The following is a 15,908-nucleotide window of genomic DNA, read 5'->3' as shown; positions in this document are numbered from 1 at the left end:
GTGCCGGGACTCTCTCATGTCGTGGCCCTCGGTGTGCCGTGCGGCGGGTGCGGCCCGCTCGTCCGCGCCGGGTTGCGGCTCACGCGCCCCCGGTCCCCGGCGACTCTTCCGCCGCACGGGTCAGCCGGCCGCCCAGCGCACTGACGTGCTCGATCAGGCGCGACGGCCCATGGACCGTGAACTCGCAGTCCACCAGGGCCAGTCGCAGGGCCAGCCACTCCAGCGAGTCCGTCGCGCGGGTCCGCAGCCGACAGCTGTCCGGGCCGGTCGGCTCCGCCACGCCCAGCGAGGCGGGCAGCCGCGTCGCCACGAAGTCCGCCGGCGCCGCGAAGGTCACGTCCACCTCGACCTGAGGCTGCGACCGCGCCATCGAGCTGGCCAGGAACTCCGCCGCGTCGCCCGTCGGCAGCTCACGCGGCGTGAAGCGGGCCCCCGTCGCGAACGCGTCGGCGACCCGGTCGACACGGAACGTACGCCAGTCGTCCCGCCCCAGGTCGTACGCGACGAGATACCAGCGCCGGGCCGTCGACACCAGGCGGTACGGCTCGACCTGCCGCTTGGTCCGCGCGCCGTCCCCCGCCTGATAGCCGAACCGCAGCCGCTCCGTACCGGTGATCGCGGAGGCGATGACCGTCAGCGTCCGCGGGTCCACACTGGCGGCGTCCCCCCGGATGAGCAGCGGCACCGTCGCGGCCTGGAGCGTGGAGACCCGGCGGCGTAGCCGCGAGGGCAGTACCTGCTCCAGCTTCGCCAACGCCCGTACGGCCGCCTCCTCCACGCCCTCGATGGCATGCCCCGCACCGGCCCGCAGCCCCACCGCGATGGCCACGGCCTCCTCGTCGTCCAGCAGCAGCGGCGGCATGGCCGCGCCCGCGACCAGCCGGTACCCGCCCACCGCCCCCTTGGTGGCCTCCACCGGATAGCCCAGATCGCGGAGCCGGTCGATGTCACGGCGAATCGTGCGCCCGCTGACCTCAAGACGCGCGGCCAGCTCGCTGCCCGGCCACTCGCGCGGTGTCTGGAGAAGCGACAGCAGATTCAGAAGTCGTGCCGGGGTGTCCGTCATACGTTCCAGGGTGGCAGTCATCTAGGACATGACCTGACCCATATGCTGCCTAGCTTTCTCGCATGACTTCTCCAGTCGCCGTAGCCGATACGGCCATCGACACCACCACGACCTCCGCCGGCGGGCCCGGCGACCGCCGGCGCTGGCTCGCGCTGGCCGTGGTCATGACCGCGGCCTTCATGGACCTGGTCGACGTCACGATCGTCAACATCGCCATCCCCAGCATCGAGCGGGACCTCTCCGCGAGCTTCGGCGCCATCCAGTGGACAACCGCCGGATACGCGCTGGCCTTCGCCGCCGGACTGATCACGGGCGGCAGGCTCGGCGACATCTACGGCCGCAAGCGCCTCTTCCTCTTCGGGATCACCGGCTTCACGCTCGCCTCGGCGCTCTGCGGCTTCGCCGCGAACCCCGAGATGCTCGTCGCCTCCCGTCTTCTCCAGGGCGCGATGGCCGCGATGATGGTGCCTCAGGTGCTGGCGATCGTCCATGTCACCTTCCCGGCACACGAACGCGGCAAGGTCTTCGGCATGTTCGGCGCGATCGTCGGCCTCGGCGCCGTATCGGGACCGCTGCTCGGCGCGCTGCTCACCCAGTGGAATCTCTTCGGGCTCGAATGGCGCCCGATCTTCCTGATCAACCTGCCCGTGGGTGTCGCCGGAGTGATCCTGGGCCGTAAGTTCATCACCGAGTCCAAGGCGCCCAAGGCCCTGCGGCTCGACGTGGTCGGCGTCGTCCTGGTGACCGGCGCGCTGCTGATGCTGATCTACCCGCTCACTCGTGGCCGCGAGCTCGGCTGGCCGCTCTGGGGGCACCTGTGCATGGCGGGCAGCGTGCTGGTGTTCGCCGCGTTCGTGGCGTACGAGAAGGTGAAGAGCCGCAAGGACGGGTCGCCGCTCGTCGAACTGTCCCTCTTCAAGGCCAAGAGCTTCGCCGCCGGCATCGCCGTCCAGCTCACCTTCGGTGTCGCCCTGGGCGTCTTCTTCCTGGTCTGGACGCTCTACATGCAGATCGGTCTCGGCTGGAGCCCGCTGCGCGCCGGGCTGACCGGGGTGCCCTTCTCGATCGCCGTGTCCACGGCGGCGGCGCTCTCCGTGCAGAAGCTGGTCCCGCGCTTCGGCCGCAAGGTCCTCCAGGCCGGGGCGCTGACCATGACCGTGGGCGTACTGATCTACGTCTGGGAGGCCGGGCGGTACGGGGCGGAGATCACGTCCTGGCAGATGACGCCGCCGCTGGTGGTGATGGGTGTGGGGATGGGCCTGATCGTGGCGCCCCTGACGGACGCGGTGCTGTCGGACGTCCCGCGCGAGCACTCGGGTTCGGCGTCGGGACTGATCAACACGGTGCAGCAGATGGGCACCGCGCTGGGGCTGGGCCTGGTGTCGGTGGTCTTCTTCGGGGTGGTCGACGACAGCCGGGCGACGCCGCCGGACGCGGTGTCGACGGCGTTCGCGGACGGTTTCCAGAACGCGCTGTTGTGGGTGGCGGCGGTGCTGGTGGGGATCTTCCTGCTGATGTTCGCGCTCCCGAGGCGACGGAACGCGGAGCGCGCGTCGGCGGCCTGACGGGCTGCCCCGGGAGCCTGGGCGCGGAACGCCCGGCCGCGCTCGCGGTTCGCATCCGGGAGTGGAACCGCGGACGTCCGGCCCCGGGGGAGCGCCCCCGGGGCGGAGGCGTATCCCCACCGGTCAGGCGCGGTTCGGCGGCGGGGACATTCTCGGCGGGCCTGGTCCGGCCTGGTCCGGCCCTGCCCGGTCCGGGCCGTGTCCCGGGGGCCGGTACGACGCCGACGCCGCCCAGCTCCTCGCCCGGGCGTTCGCCGGCCGTCCCGCGTCCTCAAGCGGTCACCTCCCGGCTGTCCCCTGCCCATATGTGTTTACTTCTGCGACCTCGGCCCGTACGGTAACCCCGAAACCACAGACTCGGGCATCGAACGGACCTGAAACCACATGTACGCACCGGAGCGCCAGCAAGAGATCCTGCGCCTCGCCCGTGAAGGCGGACGCGTCGACGTGCTGTCGCTGGCCGAGGAGTTCCAGGTCACCGCCGAGACCGTACGGCGCGACCTCAAGGCGCTCGACCGGGCCGGCCTCGTCCGCCGGGTGCACGGCGGCGCCATCCCCGCCGGCCGCCTCGACTTCGAGCCCGACCTCGCCGAACGCGAGTCCACCGCCGCGGACGAGAAGGACCGCATCGCGCGTGCCGCCCTCGCCGAACTGCCCACGACCGGCAGCGTGATCCTCGACGCCGGCTCGACCGTCGCGCGGCTCGCCGCCGAACTCCCGCTGGACAGTGAACTCACCGTCGTCACCCACGCGTTGCCCGTCGCCGCGCGCCTCGCCGACCACCCCGGCATCGACCTGCACCTCGTCGGCGGCCGGGTCCGGCACCGCACGCGCGCCGCCGTCGACGCCTGGGCGCTCCGCGCGTACGGCGAGATCCGCGCCGACGTCCTGTTCCTCGGCACCAACGGCTTCTCGGCGGACGGCGGCCTCACCACCCCCGATCTCGCCGAGGCGGCCGTCAAGCGCGCTCTGGTCGGCGCGGCGCGCCGCGTCGTACTGCTCGCCGACTCGGCCAAGCACGGCGAGGAGCACTTCGCCCGCTTCGGCGGCCTCGCCGACGTCGACCTGCTGATCACGGACACCGGTCTCGCACCCGACGTCCGCGCCACGATCGAGGCGGCGGGGACCGAGGTCCTCGGTGTCTAGCAGCCGCCGCGTGATTCTCACCGTCACCCCGAACCCCAGCCTGGACCGGACGTACGAGATCCCGGCCCTGGACCGCGGCGAGGTCCTGCGCGCGACCGTCGAGCGGATGGACCCCGGCGGCAAGGGCGTCAACGTCTCGCGGGCGGTGGCGGCGGCCGGGCACCGTACCGTCGCCGTGCTCCCCCTCGGCGGAGCCCCCGGCGCGCTCGTCGCCCACCTCCTCGCCGGTCAGGGCATCGACGTCGCCCCCGTGCCGATCGCCGGCGCGACCCGCTCGAACATCGCCCTCGCCGAACCGGACGGCACGCTGACGAAGATCAACGCGCCCGGCCCCGAACTGACCCCCGTCGAGTCCGAGGCACTGCTCTCCGCGCTCCGCGCGCACGACGTCGGCGCCGCCGGGGACTGGATCGCCTGCTGCGGCAGTCTGCCGCGCGGACTCGGCCCCCGGTGGTACGCCGAACTCGTCGCCCGCGCGCACGCCGCCGGCGCCCGGATCGCGCTCGACACCTCGGGCCCCTCGCTCCTGGCCGCGCTCAAGGAGCGTCCGGACGTCGTCAAGCCCAACGCCGAGGAGCTCGCCGCCGCCGTCGGCCGCCCGCTCGCCACCGTCGGCGACGCGTTGAAGGCAGCCGAGGAACTGCTCACGTACGGCGCCGGATCCGTCCTCGCCAGCCTCGGCGCCGACGGCCAGCTCCTGGTCTCCGGCGCGGGTGCGCACTTCGGCTTCGCGCGGGTCGCGGCCGTCCGCAGCAACGTCGGCGCCGGCGACGCCTCGCTGGCCGGCTTCCTGGCGGCGGGCGGCACCGGGCCGGGGGCGCTCGCCTCGGCCGTCGCCCACGGCGCGGCGGCCGTCCAACTGCCGGGCAGCGTGATGCCGTCGCCCGCGGACCTCGACCCGCGGGCGGTCACCGTGTCCGCGGACATCCCCCTGGACCGTCCCCTCTCGGAGCCCGCCTCATGACCTCTCCCCGTACGTCCCCAGGTACGTCCACTCGTACGTCCCCGACCACCGCCCCGGACCGTTCCGCACGAAGGAGCCCGCGATGAGCGACATGATCACCGCGGACCTGGTCGACCTCGACCTGGCCGCAGAGACGAAGGAAGCCGCGGCCCGCTCGCTGGCCGAACGCATGGTGGCCCTGGGCCGGATAACCGACCTGGACGGATTCCTGGCCGACGTGGCCGCCCGTGAGGCGCAGATGCCGACCGGGCTCGACGGCGGGATCGGCATCCCGCACTGCCGCAGCGAGCATGTCGCCGAGCCGACGCTGGCGTTCGGCCGCCCGGCGGAGGGCATCGACTTCGGGGCGCCCGACGGCCCGGCGGACCTGATCTTCCTGATCGCGGCCCCGGCGGGCGCCGACGACGCGCATCTGACGATCCTGTCGGCCCTGGCCCGCCGTCTGACGGACCCGGACTTCACGGCGGCCCTTCGCGCGGCGACGGACCCGGCGGCGACCGCTCGTCTGATCAACGGCGACACGTCCCCCGAGGCAGCGTCCGAACCTGAAGCGCCGTCAGCAGCCCCCGCTCCCGCCCCCGCCTCCGCTCCCCCCTTCCGTATCGTCGCCGTCACCTCCTGCCCCACCGGCATCGCGCACACCTATATGGCCGCCGAAGCCCTGGAACAGGCCGGCCGGGGCGCAGGCGTCGAGATGGTCGTCGAACCGCAGGGCTCCGCCGGGTTCACCCGGATCGACCCCGCCGTCATCGCCGCCGCCGACGGCGTGATCTTCGCCCACGACGTGCCGGTGCGGGAGAAGGAGCGCTTCGCCGGCAAACCGACCGTCGACGTCGGCGTCAAGGCGGGCATCAACCGCCCCGCCGAACTGATCGCCGAGGTCCGGGCCCGAGCCGCACGCGGCGAGACCACCGCGCCCGCCGGCACCGGCTCACCCGTCGACACGGCGGGCGACCCCGGCGAGGGTTACGGCACCCGGCTCCGCAAGTGGCTGATGTCCGGCGTCAGTTACATGGTCCCCTTCGTCGCGGCCGGCGGACTCCTCATCGCTCTCGGGTTCGCCATCGGCGGCTACACCGTCGACAAGGCGCCCTCCGTCGCCGAACACTTCGTCTGGACCGAGTCCATGAGCTGGGCGGCTCTGCTGTTCCAGATCGGCGGACTCGCCTTCAGCTTCCTCGTACCGGTCCTCGCGGGCTACATCGCGTACGGGATGGCCGACCGCCCCGGTCTGGTCCCCGGCTTCGTCGGCGGCTCCATCGCCCTCACCATCAACGCGGGCTTCCTCGGCGGCCTGGCCGCCGGTCTGATCGCCGGTGGCACGGTCATGGCCGTCCAGCGGATCAAGGTGCCCGCCGCGCTGCGCGGCATCATGCCGGTCGTCGTCATCCCGCTGATCTCCTCCGCCGTCGTCGGTTTCCTGATGTTCCTGGTGGTCGGCAAGCCGATCGCCGAGCTCCAGAAGGCCCTCACGGACTGGCTGTCGGGGCTCTCCGGCACCAACGCGATCATCCTCGGCGCCGTCCTCGGCCTGATGATGTCCTTCGACCTGGGCGGACCGCTCAACAAGGTCGCCTACGCCTTCGCGGTCGGCGGCCTCGCCAACCCCAACGACGGCAGCCTGAAGGTGATGGCGGCGGTGATGGCCGCCGGTATGGTCCCGCCGCTCGCCATGGCGCTGGCCACCGTCGTACGCGGCGCCCTCTTCACCCGTACCGAACGCGAGAACGGCAAGGCCGCGTGGGTGCTCGGCGCCTCGTTCATCACCGAGGGCGCGATCCCCTTCGCCGCGGCCGACCCGCTGCGCGTCATCCCGTCGGCCATGGCGGGCGGCGCGGTCACGGGCGCGCTGTCGATGCTCTTCGAGTGCACCCTCCGGGCACCGCACGGCGGGATCTTCGTGCTCCCGCTGATCGGCAACCCGGTGCTCTATCTGATCGCGATCCTGGCCGGCACCGCGGTCGGCGCGGCTCTGGTCATCCTGCTGAAGGGCATGGGGCGCCAAGGCGCCGACGACCCCGAGGGGCAGGCGGGCGCCCGTACGGAGACCGAGACCGCGCCCAAGGTCCCGGTGACCGTCTGAGCGGCCGCCTCAGCCACTCACCTGCCCCCGCGCGCGGAGCTCCATGGCTTCGCGCGCGGCGCTCTGCGAGGCGTACACCTCGCACATATGACGACCGTCGGGCGTCGCCGTGTGCTCGACCTCCCACAGGCTCGTCTCCGTGCCGTCCAGGAGCAGGAACGCGTGCTCGTAGAGCGTGAACCCCGCGTCCTTCCCCTCGACATGACCGTTCCGGCCGAACACCTGGGTGATCTGGTGGGCGAAGGCGGCCCGCAGCGCACCCGCGACCTCCTCGCCCGGCCGGTCCACGTTCTCCGCGCGGCGCAGCACCCGGCGGGCGTGGTCGGCGGAGTTGTCCGGGAGGTACACCCGGGGAAGCGGTGTCTGAGGCGCTGTCAGCAGGCCGCTGAGCAGTTCGAGATCGGCCGCGAGGTCGGACTCGAAGCTCGGATCGAGACTGACCCCGAGGCCCGACTCGAAACGGGACTCGAACAGGGCGTCGGAGTCGGCGGTGGGATCGAAGGCGTCCACGGAGGTGACGGCGGCTTCGTCGCCGTCCTTCCGCTGAGGGCGTCGCAGCCGGGAGGCGGCGAGGCGCACCTCGTACTCGTCGGTGTAGAGCTCATGCTGTTCGGCGCCGTCGCGCCCGGTGTTGTGGACCAGCTCCCAGAGGGTGAGGGCGGTGCTGTCGGCGAGCAGATACGTATGCCGGTAGGTCTCGCGATGCAGTCCCGCACTGTGGTGCGAGGACCGCAATGAACTGGCGTGCGCCAGAGCGGAGTCAAGCCGCTCGATCACGGTGTCGGGCAGATCGAAGGAGTTGAGTGCCCGACCCAGAAGACGCTCGAGATGCGTCTCGCTTGTTTCATACGGATCGTTCAAGGTGGGTCTCCAGGCCGTCGCCACATGTCACTTGGTGATTGCATAACGTAGCCCCTGGGACTGACATTGCGCCCCAAGTTCGGTTAAACGATTGGGGGCGCACGACAAGTTCCTCAAGCCCCCCTCAAGTCCCTTGCGCCGTCGGTCAGTCCGTGCCGTACAGATTCGCGTACGAGGGGAACGTACCGCCCGGCCCCTCCACACCCTCCGCCGCCATCATCGCCCGCACAATGGCCCTGGTCACGGCGTCGGCCCCGGCCGCAAGCACCTCGTTGAGCGCAAGCGGGTTCCCGGCGTCGAGCGTGCGTTCGCCGGTGGCGAGTGTGAAGACCGTGTCGCCGTCGTTGAGCAGATGTACGGGACGGACGGCGCGCGCGATCCCATCGTGCGCCGTCCCCGCGAGCTTCTGCGCCTGGGCCTTGGAGAGGTCGACGTCGGTCGCCACGACGGCGAGCGTGGTGTTCAGCGGAGGCCGCCCCTCGCGCTCGCGCACCTCGGCGAGACGCGCGAGAGCGGCCTCATGAACCCCGTCCGAGGGATAGCCCGGACGGCCCTCGAAGTACCGCCCGTACAGCACACCGGTCAGCGGATCGACCGCGGACCCCGCCGCGTTCGCGACGACCAGCGCCGCGACCGTGATCCCGGACGGCAGCCGCACACTCGCCGTACCGATCCCGCCCTTCAGCTGCCCCACCACGGCCCCGGTCCCGGCACCCACGCCGCCCTCGGCGACGGGCGCCCCCGATTCCGTGTCCGCCGCCGCCTCGGCCGCCGCACGGCCCGTGGAGGCGTCGGGACGGGCCCGCCAGTCGCCGCCGCGCCCCAGATCGAAGACGCACGCGGCCGGGACGACCGGCACCACCTGGTCCGGGTCCGGCCCGACCCGGACCCCCCGCCCCCGCTCCTCCAGCCACGCCACCACCCCGGAGGCGGAGTCGAGCCCGTACGCGCTCCCGCCGGTGAGCACGACGGCGTCGACACGGCTCACCAGATTGCGCGGATCCAGCGCGTCGGTCTCCCGTGTGCCCGGACCACCGCCCCGTACGTCCACGGCGGCGACCGCCCCGCCCTCCGGCGCCAGAACGACCGTCGTACCGCTCAGCGCCCGGTCCCCGGCCACCCGCGCGTGCCCGACCCGAATCCCCGCCACATCCGTCAGTGCGTCATTGAGTGCCATGGATCCCATGCGTACCACGAGGCCGGACCCCCGCCACGGCGGACCACCCCGTCCGCCGCGCCCACCCCCGTACCCTGGACGCATGAGCACCGCCCGCACCCCCGGACCGAGCGACTCCGGGACGGACCCGCAGCACCCCGCCCCACAGCGGCCGGCACCCGTTGAGCCCGCCCCGCCGAAGCCGGGCCGGCCCACGCCCCCGCTCGTCTTCGACGACCCGCTGGACCGTCGGTCCTCGGACGACACGGACACCGGCTGGGGCGAACGCGCGGCCACGAGCGGCGACAGCGCCGCCGATCTGGCCCGCTTCCTCGACGAGAAGCCGCCGCACCACATCTGACCGATCCGAGCGCCGCGAGCCCGCCCCCGCGCACGCGCCCCGCCCCGGCCCCGGGCGAACGCGCCCCGGGCGAACCCGCACCGCCCGCACGTGCACCGACCGCACGCACACCGGCCGTAGAGGCGGCGACGGCGTCAGCGGCCCGGACGGCGACCGGAAGGGCCTTACAGGGCGCTCTGGCCCTGTCCCTGCCCCTGTCCCGGCACGCGCTGCTGAGCGACCAGGGCGTCCCTGATCTCCTTCAGCACCTCCAGCTCGCTCACCTCGATGATCTCCTCCACCTTCTCCTTGGCGGCCTGCTGCCTGGCACGCCTGGCGAGGTACTTCGCCATCGGCAGGACCATCAGGAAGTAGACGACGGCGGCGGTGATCAGGAAGCTGAGCGTCGAGCTGAGCACCGTCCCCCACATGATCGGGATGCCCGACACCACATCGCCCGCCGCGTTCGTCTTGCACGGGGACTGGAGACACGAGGTGTAGCGGTCCAGATCCTTGGTCCCGAACGCGCCGACGACCGGATTGATGACGCCCTTCACCAGGGAGTTCACCACGTTGGTGAAGGCGGCGCCGATGACCACGGCGACCGCGAGGTCGATCACGTTGCCACGCGTCAGGAAGGCTTTGAAGCCCTCCAGCACGCTCTCCTTGTCGTTGCTCACCTGTGAGCCCTTCTTCGTCTGTGCCATGGGGATCAGGACGGGGACAGCCGTGGGGACCGCCGACCGCCCTGACACCATGAGCAACTCGCGCCCCGGCTGTCCAATCCGCCCATGCTTTGGTGTGACCAGTCTGCTCATCAGTACGACGGCGAGGAGCGCGGGTCGACATCAGGGGCGCGGCAGCCCGGCCGCCGGACGCGAGGCGGGTCAGCACAGCGTCACCGCCAGTCGGGAGTTCGTGCTCGCGCCCGCCAACTCCGCCGCCACGTCACGCTCGACGGTCAGCAGGACCAGCGCACCGCCCTCTGCGGCGTTCTCCAACGCCCGCGGGATGGATTCGACCATCACTCCCTTGGCGACCACCCGGGCATCGGACTCCGCGCCGGAGGGGGAGTGGGAGGCGGCGGCGATCACATCCACCCGGTCGCCGTGACGCAGCAGCCGCGCCGTCTCCACATCGGCGATCCGCACCGGGGCGACGACCAACTCCACCTTCTCCGCGTCCGGTTGAGCACCCGCACCGGACGCGCCTCCGGCCGCCGCGCGGGCCGCCGCCTCGGCGCGCTCCTCCGCCCCGGCCGCCACGCCGGGACCGCCCGCACCCGACGCCGCCAGCGCGGCAGCCGTCACGGCCAGTCCCGCCGCCATGGAACGCCGGCGCCGGAGCAGCGCCCTGCGCAGGCGATGCCCGCCGCCCCGCACCCGGAGCGGATCGAACGCCGGCACCCCGCACGGAGCGGGCGCGGCGGCCACCGGCGCGGGCACCGGCACGGGCGGGAAGAGGGGAGGGTCCGAAGGACGGCTGACGAGAGAACGGTAGGTCGAACGCGGACTCGGGCTCGAACGCGGAGTCGGGCCCGAAGTCGAGCTCGTCGAGACCGGACTCGGAGTCGCGGACGAGCGCGAGGAACGTGAGGAGGAACGGGACATGGCAACCACCACCTGCCGTGAGAAGTTTCTGCTGGCCGCTCCTCACGATCCACGCGCTGCCGAAATCCCGCTGAAGCCTGTGGACAACTACCCGAATGTGAATAACTCGCTCACCCGAACGAGCTCCTCCGGATGGAGTTCCGGATAGTTCTGGGATGATTTACGGCAGTTTGAGCCCTGTATCGATCCCGTCCAGCGCATGCGAGCACAGGCAGTCCCTCGTCTCGCCGTCCTGCAGCCCGCCCACGGTGTCGAACAGCACCGTGCGCAGCCGGTCGACGTTCGAGGCGAAGACTCTCAGCACCTCTTCGTGCGACACGCCCTCGCCAGTCTCCGCCCCGGCGTCCAGGTCGGTCACCAGCGTCAACGACGTGTAGCAGAGCCCCAGTTCGCGGGCGAGAACGGCCTCCGGGTGACCCGTCATACCGACCACCGACCACCCCATGGCCGCGTGCCACCGCGATTCGGCGCGGGTCGAGAAACGAGGCCCCTCGACGACCACCAGCGTCCCGCCGTCCACCGGCTCCCACTCACGCCCGCGTGCCGCGCCGAGCGCGGCCTTGCGCCCCTCGGGGCAGTACGGATCGGCGAGCGAGATGTGGACGACGTTCGACTTCTCTCCGTCGGGAAGCGGTACGCCGTCGTAGTACGTCTGCGTACGCGCCTTCGTGCGGTCGACCAACTGGTCGGGTACGAGCAGCGTGCCCGGGCCGAACTCCAGGCGCAGCCCGCCCACCGCGCACGGGCCGAGCACCTGCCGTACGCCGACCGATCGCAGCGCCCACAGGTTGGCGCGGTAGTTGATGCGGTGCGGCGCGATGTCGTGCGCGCGCCCGTGGCGGGGCAGGAACGCGACGCGCCTGCCCTCGACATCACCGAGGAACAGCGAGTCGCTGGGCGGTCCGTAGGGGGTGTCGACGGTGACCTCGGTCACGTCGTCGAGGAATGAGTACAGGCCCGAGCCGCCGATGACGCCGATCTCCGCGGTCTCCGAGCCCTCTGCGTTCGCCTTGGTCGCCATGACGATCACCCTAACCGGGGCCGTCAGGCGTGCCGGTGCGCGGGCACACGGGTAGGACAAGGGCCCGCCGTACCCCACAGGGGAACGCCGAGGACCCCGCCGTACCGAACGGCGGGGTCCCGGAGAGGAATCAGTTGGTCAGGCGGCGGACGAGCCGCTGGAGCTGCTGCTCGTGGCGCCCGACTTCGAGCCGGAGCCGGAGGAGCCCGAGCCCGACGAGGAGCTGCTCGACGACGTGGACGTGCCCGACGTCTTCGAGTCCGACGACGAACTCGACGAGGAGGACGACTTGTCGCCCGATCCGCCCGAGTCACCGGAGCCGTTCGACGCGCCCGCCTTGGCCGGCGTGCTGGTCGACGACGAGCCGCGGCTGTCGTTCCGGTAGAAACCGGAGCCCTTGAAGACGATGCCGACCGCCGAGAACACCTTCTTCAGGCGTCCATCGCAGGCGGGGCACACGGTGAGGGAATCGTCGGTGAACTTCTGCACCGCCTCGAGGCCCTCGCCACAATCGGTGCACTGGTACTGATAGGTCGGCACTTTTCCTCCTGGCACTCTCACTCAATGAGTGCTAACGACGCTCCATAGTGACGTATTCCGCTGGATCAGTCCACTGCCACCGGCACGCGGTGACCCATTCCACGCGCCTCGACGTGGCCGGACGCCTTCGGCCTGAGCCGTGATCGCAGGGCGACGAGCGTGGCCAGAGCCAGTGCCGTGCCCACCAGGGGCACCACGAATCCGGCGCTCGCGCCGTGGCTGTCCGCCAGCCGCCCGGCCGCCGTGACCGCGCCTGCCTGCCCCAGCGCGACCGCGCCCGTCAGCCAGGTGAAGGCCTCCGTACGAGCCCCCGCGGGCACCAGGGTCTCGATCAGGGTGTAGCCGCTGATCAGCACGGGCGCGATGAAGAGCCCGACCAGCAGGCCGAGGCCCGCGAGCAGTGGCACCGAGTGCACGGTCCACAGCCCGGAGGCGGCCACGGTCAGACCCAGGTAACCGATGATCAGCCGGTGGCGGGGACCGGTTCTCCAGGCGATGGCCCCGCACGCGACACCGGCGAGCATGTTGCCGGCGGCGAAGACTCCGTACAGAAGACCGTTCGCGCCGGGGTTGCCGATCTCCTCGGCGAAGGCCGTGAGCGAGACCTGCATGCCGCCGAAGACCGAACCGACGCCGAGGAAGACCACGGCGAGGACCCGTACGCCGGGCACGGACAGCGCCGAGACCCGCGCCCCGTACCCGCCGCCCGGGCCCGCGGCGTCCTTCGAGGCGCCCCGCCCCGACGGCCGCGGCTGGGTCCCGCGCCGCGCGGCGAACAGCAGCCCGCCCACCAGGGTCAGCGCGCCCTCGGCGGCCAGCCCCGCCGCCGGGTGCACGCCGGTGCACAGCGCCGTCGCGAGGACCGGTCCGATGACGAAGGTGAACTCGTCCGTGACGGACTCGAAGGCGGCGGCCGTCGGCAGCAGCCGGGAGCGCTCGTGGGAGGCGCCGAGCACAGCCGCCCAGCGCGACCGGACCATCGGCCCCACCTGTGGGATCGACGCGCCTGTCGGTACGGCGGCGACGAACAGCGCCCACAGGGGCGCGCCCGCCAGTGCGAGGACTGTCAGGGCGGCGACGGACACCGCATGGAGCAGGACCCCGGGCACCAGCACCGCGCGCTGGCCGAACCGGTCGGCGAGCTTGCCGTTCTGCGGCGCGAAGAGCGCCATGGAGACACCGGTGACGGCGGCGACCATGCCCGCGTCGCCGTACGAACCGGATGTGTGCTGGACGAGCAGGACGATGCCGATCGTCAGCATCGCGAAGGGCTGTCGCGCGGCGAAGCCCGGAAGCAGAAACGTCCAGGCGCCGGGCGTACGGAGCAACTGCCCGTAGCCGGGGCGGCGCGATGCCGTTCCCTCCGGGGCGCCGGCGGTGGTGTCGACCGTGTCGGACACGGTCCTTGCCTTTCTGCCGCCTGGTGGCAGCCCCGCATGTGCGCGGGCTGCCGAGAGCTGTCCTCTTGCGCGGAACTGCGGTAGATACCCGGGTCCACCGGAAGGGACACCACGGCCGCCATACGGTCGCGCCAGCCCTGCGTCAGGCAGAGTTGGTCGATCAAGTAGATGCGTCACGTCTCCTGGACGCGACAGGCACGGCGCTCATCCTACCTGGGAAATGCCAGGAAGATCTCGACTGACACCTGTGATTGCCACCTCCGGGTGCCACGGCCTTCGATTCCCAGGCGAGCCCGAGCCGGCGACCCGAGCCGGGGCGACCCAGCCGGCGACCCGGTCGGCGCCCGCGTCCGGCACCCGCCTCCGACACGAGAGCGGCATGTGCGGCGCGCACACCCTCAGTGCTGTCTTCGCCCGAAGACCCCGAAGACCCCGCTGATCCCACCGACCCCGTTCCCCGGCTTTCCGTGCCCTCCCGGCTTCTTCGCCGTCCCGCCACCGCCCGCCCCGCCCTGCGCACCCGGCCCGCCCGCCCCGTTCGCGCCGAGCCAGTCCGCCAGCTTTCCGCCCTGGCCGACCGCCCGCAGCCGCCGCTCGGCCGCGTCCCGTACCGGATCCGTCGCCACCACCAGCAGCTCGTCCCCCCGCCGCAGCACGGTCGACGGCCCCGGCACGAAGCTCTTGTTCTCCCGTACGACCAGTGTGACCGCCGACCCCGGGGGCAGCCGCAGCTCTCCGACCTCCACGCCGTGCATCTTCGAGCGCTCCGGGATGGCCACGGAGAGCAGATGACCGCGCAGCCGCTCCAGCGGCGCCGACTCGACCCCGAGGTCGGCCGCCTCGGAGGGGTCGCCGAGGTGCAGCGTCCTGGCCACCCACGGCAGTGTCGGGCCCTGCACGATCGTGTAGACGACGACCAGCACGAAGACGATGTTGAAAATCCGGTGGCTGCCCTCGATCTCCGAGACCATCGGGATCGTCGCGATGACGATGGGTACGGCGCCGCGCAGCCCCGCCCACGACATCAGCGCCTTCTCCTGCCAGGGGATGCGGAACGGCGCGAGGCTCACCACCACGGACAGGGGCCGTGCCACCGCGGTCAGCACCAGGCCCACTATCACCGCGGGCCAGAAGTCGTCGCCCAGCTCGTGCGGCGTCACCAGCAGTCCCAGCAGGACGAACATGCCGATCTGCGCGAGCCAGCCGAGCCCCTCCGCGAAACCACGGGTCGCGGGCGCGTGCGGCAGTCTGGAGTTCCCGAGCAGCATGGACGCCAGATACACGGCGAGGAACCCGCTGCCGTGGGCCATGGCCCCGGCCGCGTACGCGACGACGGCGATGGCCATCACGGCGATCGGATAGAGACCGGAGGCCGGCAGCGCCACATGCCGGAGCCCGAAGGCGCCCAGCCAGCCCGTCGCGATCCCGATGGCGGCGCCGATGGCCAGCTCCAGGAAGATCTCGCCCACCAGGACGTACCAGTGCTCCACCGGTCCGACCGTCGACAGCGCCACCACCATGATCACCACAGGGGCGTCGTTGAAGCCCGACTCCGCCTCCAGCGCGCCCGTCACCCTGGCGGGCAGCGGAATCTTCCTCAGTACGGAGAAGACGGCGGCGGCGTCCGTGGACGAGACGACGGCGCCGATGATCAGGGACTGGCGCCAGTCGAGCCCGACGAGGAAGTACGCGGCGGTCGCGGTCACACCCACGCTGACGGCCACACCGACGGTCGACAGGGCGACGGCGGCCGGCAGAGCCGGTTTCGCCTCTTTCCACTTGGCGCCCAGACCGCCCTCGGCGAGGATCACGACCAGGGCGGCGTAGCCGATCACCTGGGTCAACTCGGCGTTGTCGAACTTGACGTTGAAGATGCCGTCCTGGCCGATGAGGACGCCGATCCCCAGGTAGAGCAGCAGGCTGGGCAGCCCGCTCCGGGACGAGATCCGCACCGCCGCGACCGCGATCAGCAGCACGAGCGAGCAGATGAGCAGGAGTTCATTGAGCTGGTGGACAGTCAGCGGCCGATCCTTCCCCTCACGCACACCGGAGCGTTTTCCCGGCTGTCGGCACTTCGTTACCTTACCTAATCTTTAACGTTTTCTTGACGCGATCGATCGTCCGTGCGATCGATCGCGTGATTTCCTGTGTGATCG

The 15,908-nt window shown here is 71.8% G+C and carries 14 protein-coding genes; 5 read left to right on the top strand and 9 right to left on the bottom strand.

The features are described from left to right. Positions 1-79: 79 nt before the first annotated feature. Entirely contained in the window at positions 80-1,066 is a 987-nt protein-coding gene (locus ACFWU9_RS16445; RefSeq protein ID WP_384318776.1) for a helix-turn-helix transcriptional regulator, read from the bottom strand. 62 nt (positions 1,067-1,128) lie between these two features. Between ACFWU9_RS16445 and ACFWU9_RS16440 the strand changes: the two genes are divergently transcribed. The 4 genes from ACFWU9_RS16440 (at position 1,129) to ACFWU9_RS16425 (ending at position 6,824) form a co-directional block, all read left to right on the top strand. Beyond that, entirely contained in the window at positions 1,129-2,631 is a 1,503-nt protein-coding gene (locus tag ACFWU9_RS16440; RefSeq protein ID WP_384318774.1) for an MFS transporter, read from the top strand. Positions 2,632-3,015: 384 nt separating this feature from the next. Next, positions 3,016-3,777 (top strand): DeoR/GlpR family DNA-binding transcription regulator, encoded by a 762-nt coding sequence (locus tag ACFWU9_RS16435; RefSeq protein WP_384318772.1) that lies wholly within the window; start codon positions 3,016-3,018, stop codon positions 3,775-3,777. Between the two features lie 10 nt (positions 3,778-3,787). Continuing rightward, positions 3,788-4,741 (top strand): 1-phosphofructokinase, encoded by a 954-nt coding sequence (pfkB, locus tag ACFWU9_RS16430; protein WP_384318770.1) that lies wholly within the window; start codon positions 3,788-3,790, stop codon positions 4,739-4,741. Between the two features lie 82 nt (positions 4,742-4,823). Then, entirely contained in the window at positions 4,824-6,824 is a 2,001-nt protein-coding gene (locus ACFWU9_RS16425) for a fructose-specific PTS transporter subunit EIIC (RefSeq protein WP_384318768.1), read from the top strand. Positions 6,825-6,833: 9 nt separating this feature from the next. On the opposite strand, the gene ACFWU9_RS16420 is transcribed toward ACFWU9_RS16425, so the two are convergent. After that, the gene (locus ACFWU9_RS16420) at positions 6,834-7,685 is read right to left on the bottom strand and encodes a DUF6227 family protein (RefSeq protein ID WP_384318767.1); all 852 of its coding nucleotides are present in this window, start codon (positions 7,683-7,685) and stop codon (positions 6,834-6,836) included. Between the two features lie 145 nt (positions 7,686-7,830). Further along, a complete protein-coding gene (locus ACFWU9_RS16415; RefSeq protein WP_384318765.1) occupies positions 7,831-8,862 on the bottom strand; it encodes a P1 family peptidase in 1,032 nt (343 codons plus the stop codon). A gap of 82 nt (positions 8,863-8,944) precedes the next feature. On the opposite strand from ACFWU9_RS16415, the gene ACFWU9_RS16410 reads away from it, so the two are divergent. Beyond that, the gene (locus tag ACFWU9_RS16410) at positions 8,945-9,202 is read left to right on the top strand and encodes a hypothetical protein (RefSeq protein ID WP_384318763.1); all 258 of its coding nucleotides are present in this window, start codon (positions 8,945-8,947) and stop codon (positions 9,200-9,202) included. Between the two features lie 164 nt (positions 9,203-9,366). On the opposite strand, the gene ACFWU9_RS16405 is transcribed toward ACFWU9_RS16410, so the two are convergent. From ACFWU9_RS16405 to ACFWU9_RS16380, 6 genes are all read right to left on the bottom strand, one after another. Further along, positions 9,367-9,861: an MscL family protein gene (locus ACFWU9_RS16405; RefSeq protein ID WP_384318819.1), complete on the bottom strand. Its 495-nt coding sequence runs from the start codon at positions 9,859-9,861 to the stop codon at positions 9,367-9,369. Between the two features lie 207 nt (positions 9,862-10,068). After that, positions 10,069-10,632, bottom strand: coding sequence for a hypothetical protein (locus tag ACFWU9_RS16400; protein WP_384318761.1), 564 nt, complete (start codon positions 10,630-10,632; stop codon positions 10,069-10,071). Between the two features lie 319 nt (positions 10,633-10,951). After that, the gene (locus ACFWU9_RS16395) at positions 10,952-11,812 is read right to left on the bottom strand and encodes an S-methyl-5'-thioadenosine phosphorylase (RefSeq protein WP_384318759.1); all 861 of its coding nucleotides are present in this window, start codon (positions 11,810-11,812) and stop codon (positions 10,952-10,954) included. Between the two features lie 138 nt (positions 11,813-11,950). Further along, complete coding sequence (locus ACFWU9_RS16390; protein WP_384318757.1) at positions 11,951-12,352, bottom strand: FmdB family zinc ribbon protein; 402 nt, start codon at positions 12,350-12,352, stop codon at positions 11,951-11,953. 65 nt (positions 12,353-12,417) lie between these two features. Then, positions 12,418-13,752 carry an MFS transporter gene (locus ACFWU9_RS16385; RefSeq protein ID WP_384318755.1) on the bottom strand — a complete coding sequence of 445 codons (1,335 nt, stop codon included), beginning with the start codon at positions 13,750-13,752 and terminating at the stop codon, positions 12,418-12,420. A gap of 398 nt (positions 13,753-14,150) precedes the next feature. After that, a complete protein-coding gene (locus ACFWU9_RS16380; RefSeq protein ID WP_384318817.1) occupies positions 14,151-15,773 on the bottom strand; it encodes a potassium/proton antiporter in 1,623 nt (540 codons plus the stop codon). Between the last annotated feature and the right edge of the window lie 135 nt (positions 15,774-15,908).

This window comes from Streptomyces sp. NPDC058653, assembly GCF_042716895.1.
Taxonomy (GTDB): domain Bacteria; phylum Actinomycetota; class Actinomycetes; order Streptomycetales; family Streptomycetaceae; genus Streptomyces.
The sequence above is the reverse complement of the archived record's forward strand: the minus strand, read 5'-3'. Positions and strand labels throughout refer to the sequence as shown.

Bases quoted from the DNA above. Each gene is read 5' to 3' on its own strand.
- ACFWU9_RS16445 (WP_384318776.1), bottom strand. From the start codon at position 1,066: ATGACGGACACCCCGGCACGACTTCTGAATCTGCTGTCGCTTCTCCAG.
- ACFWU9_RS16440 (WP_384318774.1), top strand. From the start codon at position 1,129: ATGACTTCTCCAGTCGCCGTAGCCGATACGGCCATCGACACCACCACG.
- ACFWU9_RS16435 (WP_384318772.1), top strand. From the start codon at position 3,016: ATGTACGCACCGGAGCGCCAGCAAGAGATCCTGCGCCTCGCCCGTGAA.
- ACFWU9_RS16425 (WP_384318768.1), top strand. From the start codon at position 4,824: ATGAGCGACATGATCACCGCGGACCTGGTCGACCTCGACCTGGCCGCA.
- ACFWU9_RS16415 (WP_384318765.1), bottom strand. From the start codon at position 8,862: ATGGCACTCAATGACGCACTGACGGATGTGGCGGGGATTCGGGTCGGG.
- ACFWU9_RS16410 (WP_384318763.1), top strand. From the start codon at position 8,945: ATGAGCACCGCCCGCACCCCCGGACCGAGCGACTCCGGGACGGACCCG.
- ACFWU9_RS16395 (WP_384318759.1), bottom strand. From the start codon at position 11,812: ATGGCGACCAAGGCGAACGCAGAGGGCTCGGAGACCGCGGAGATCGGC.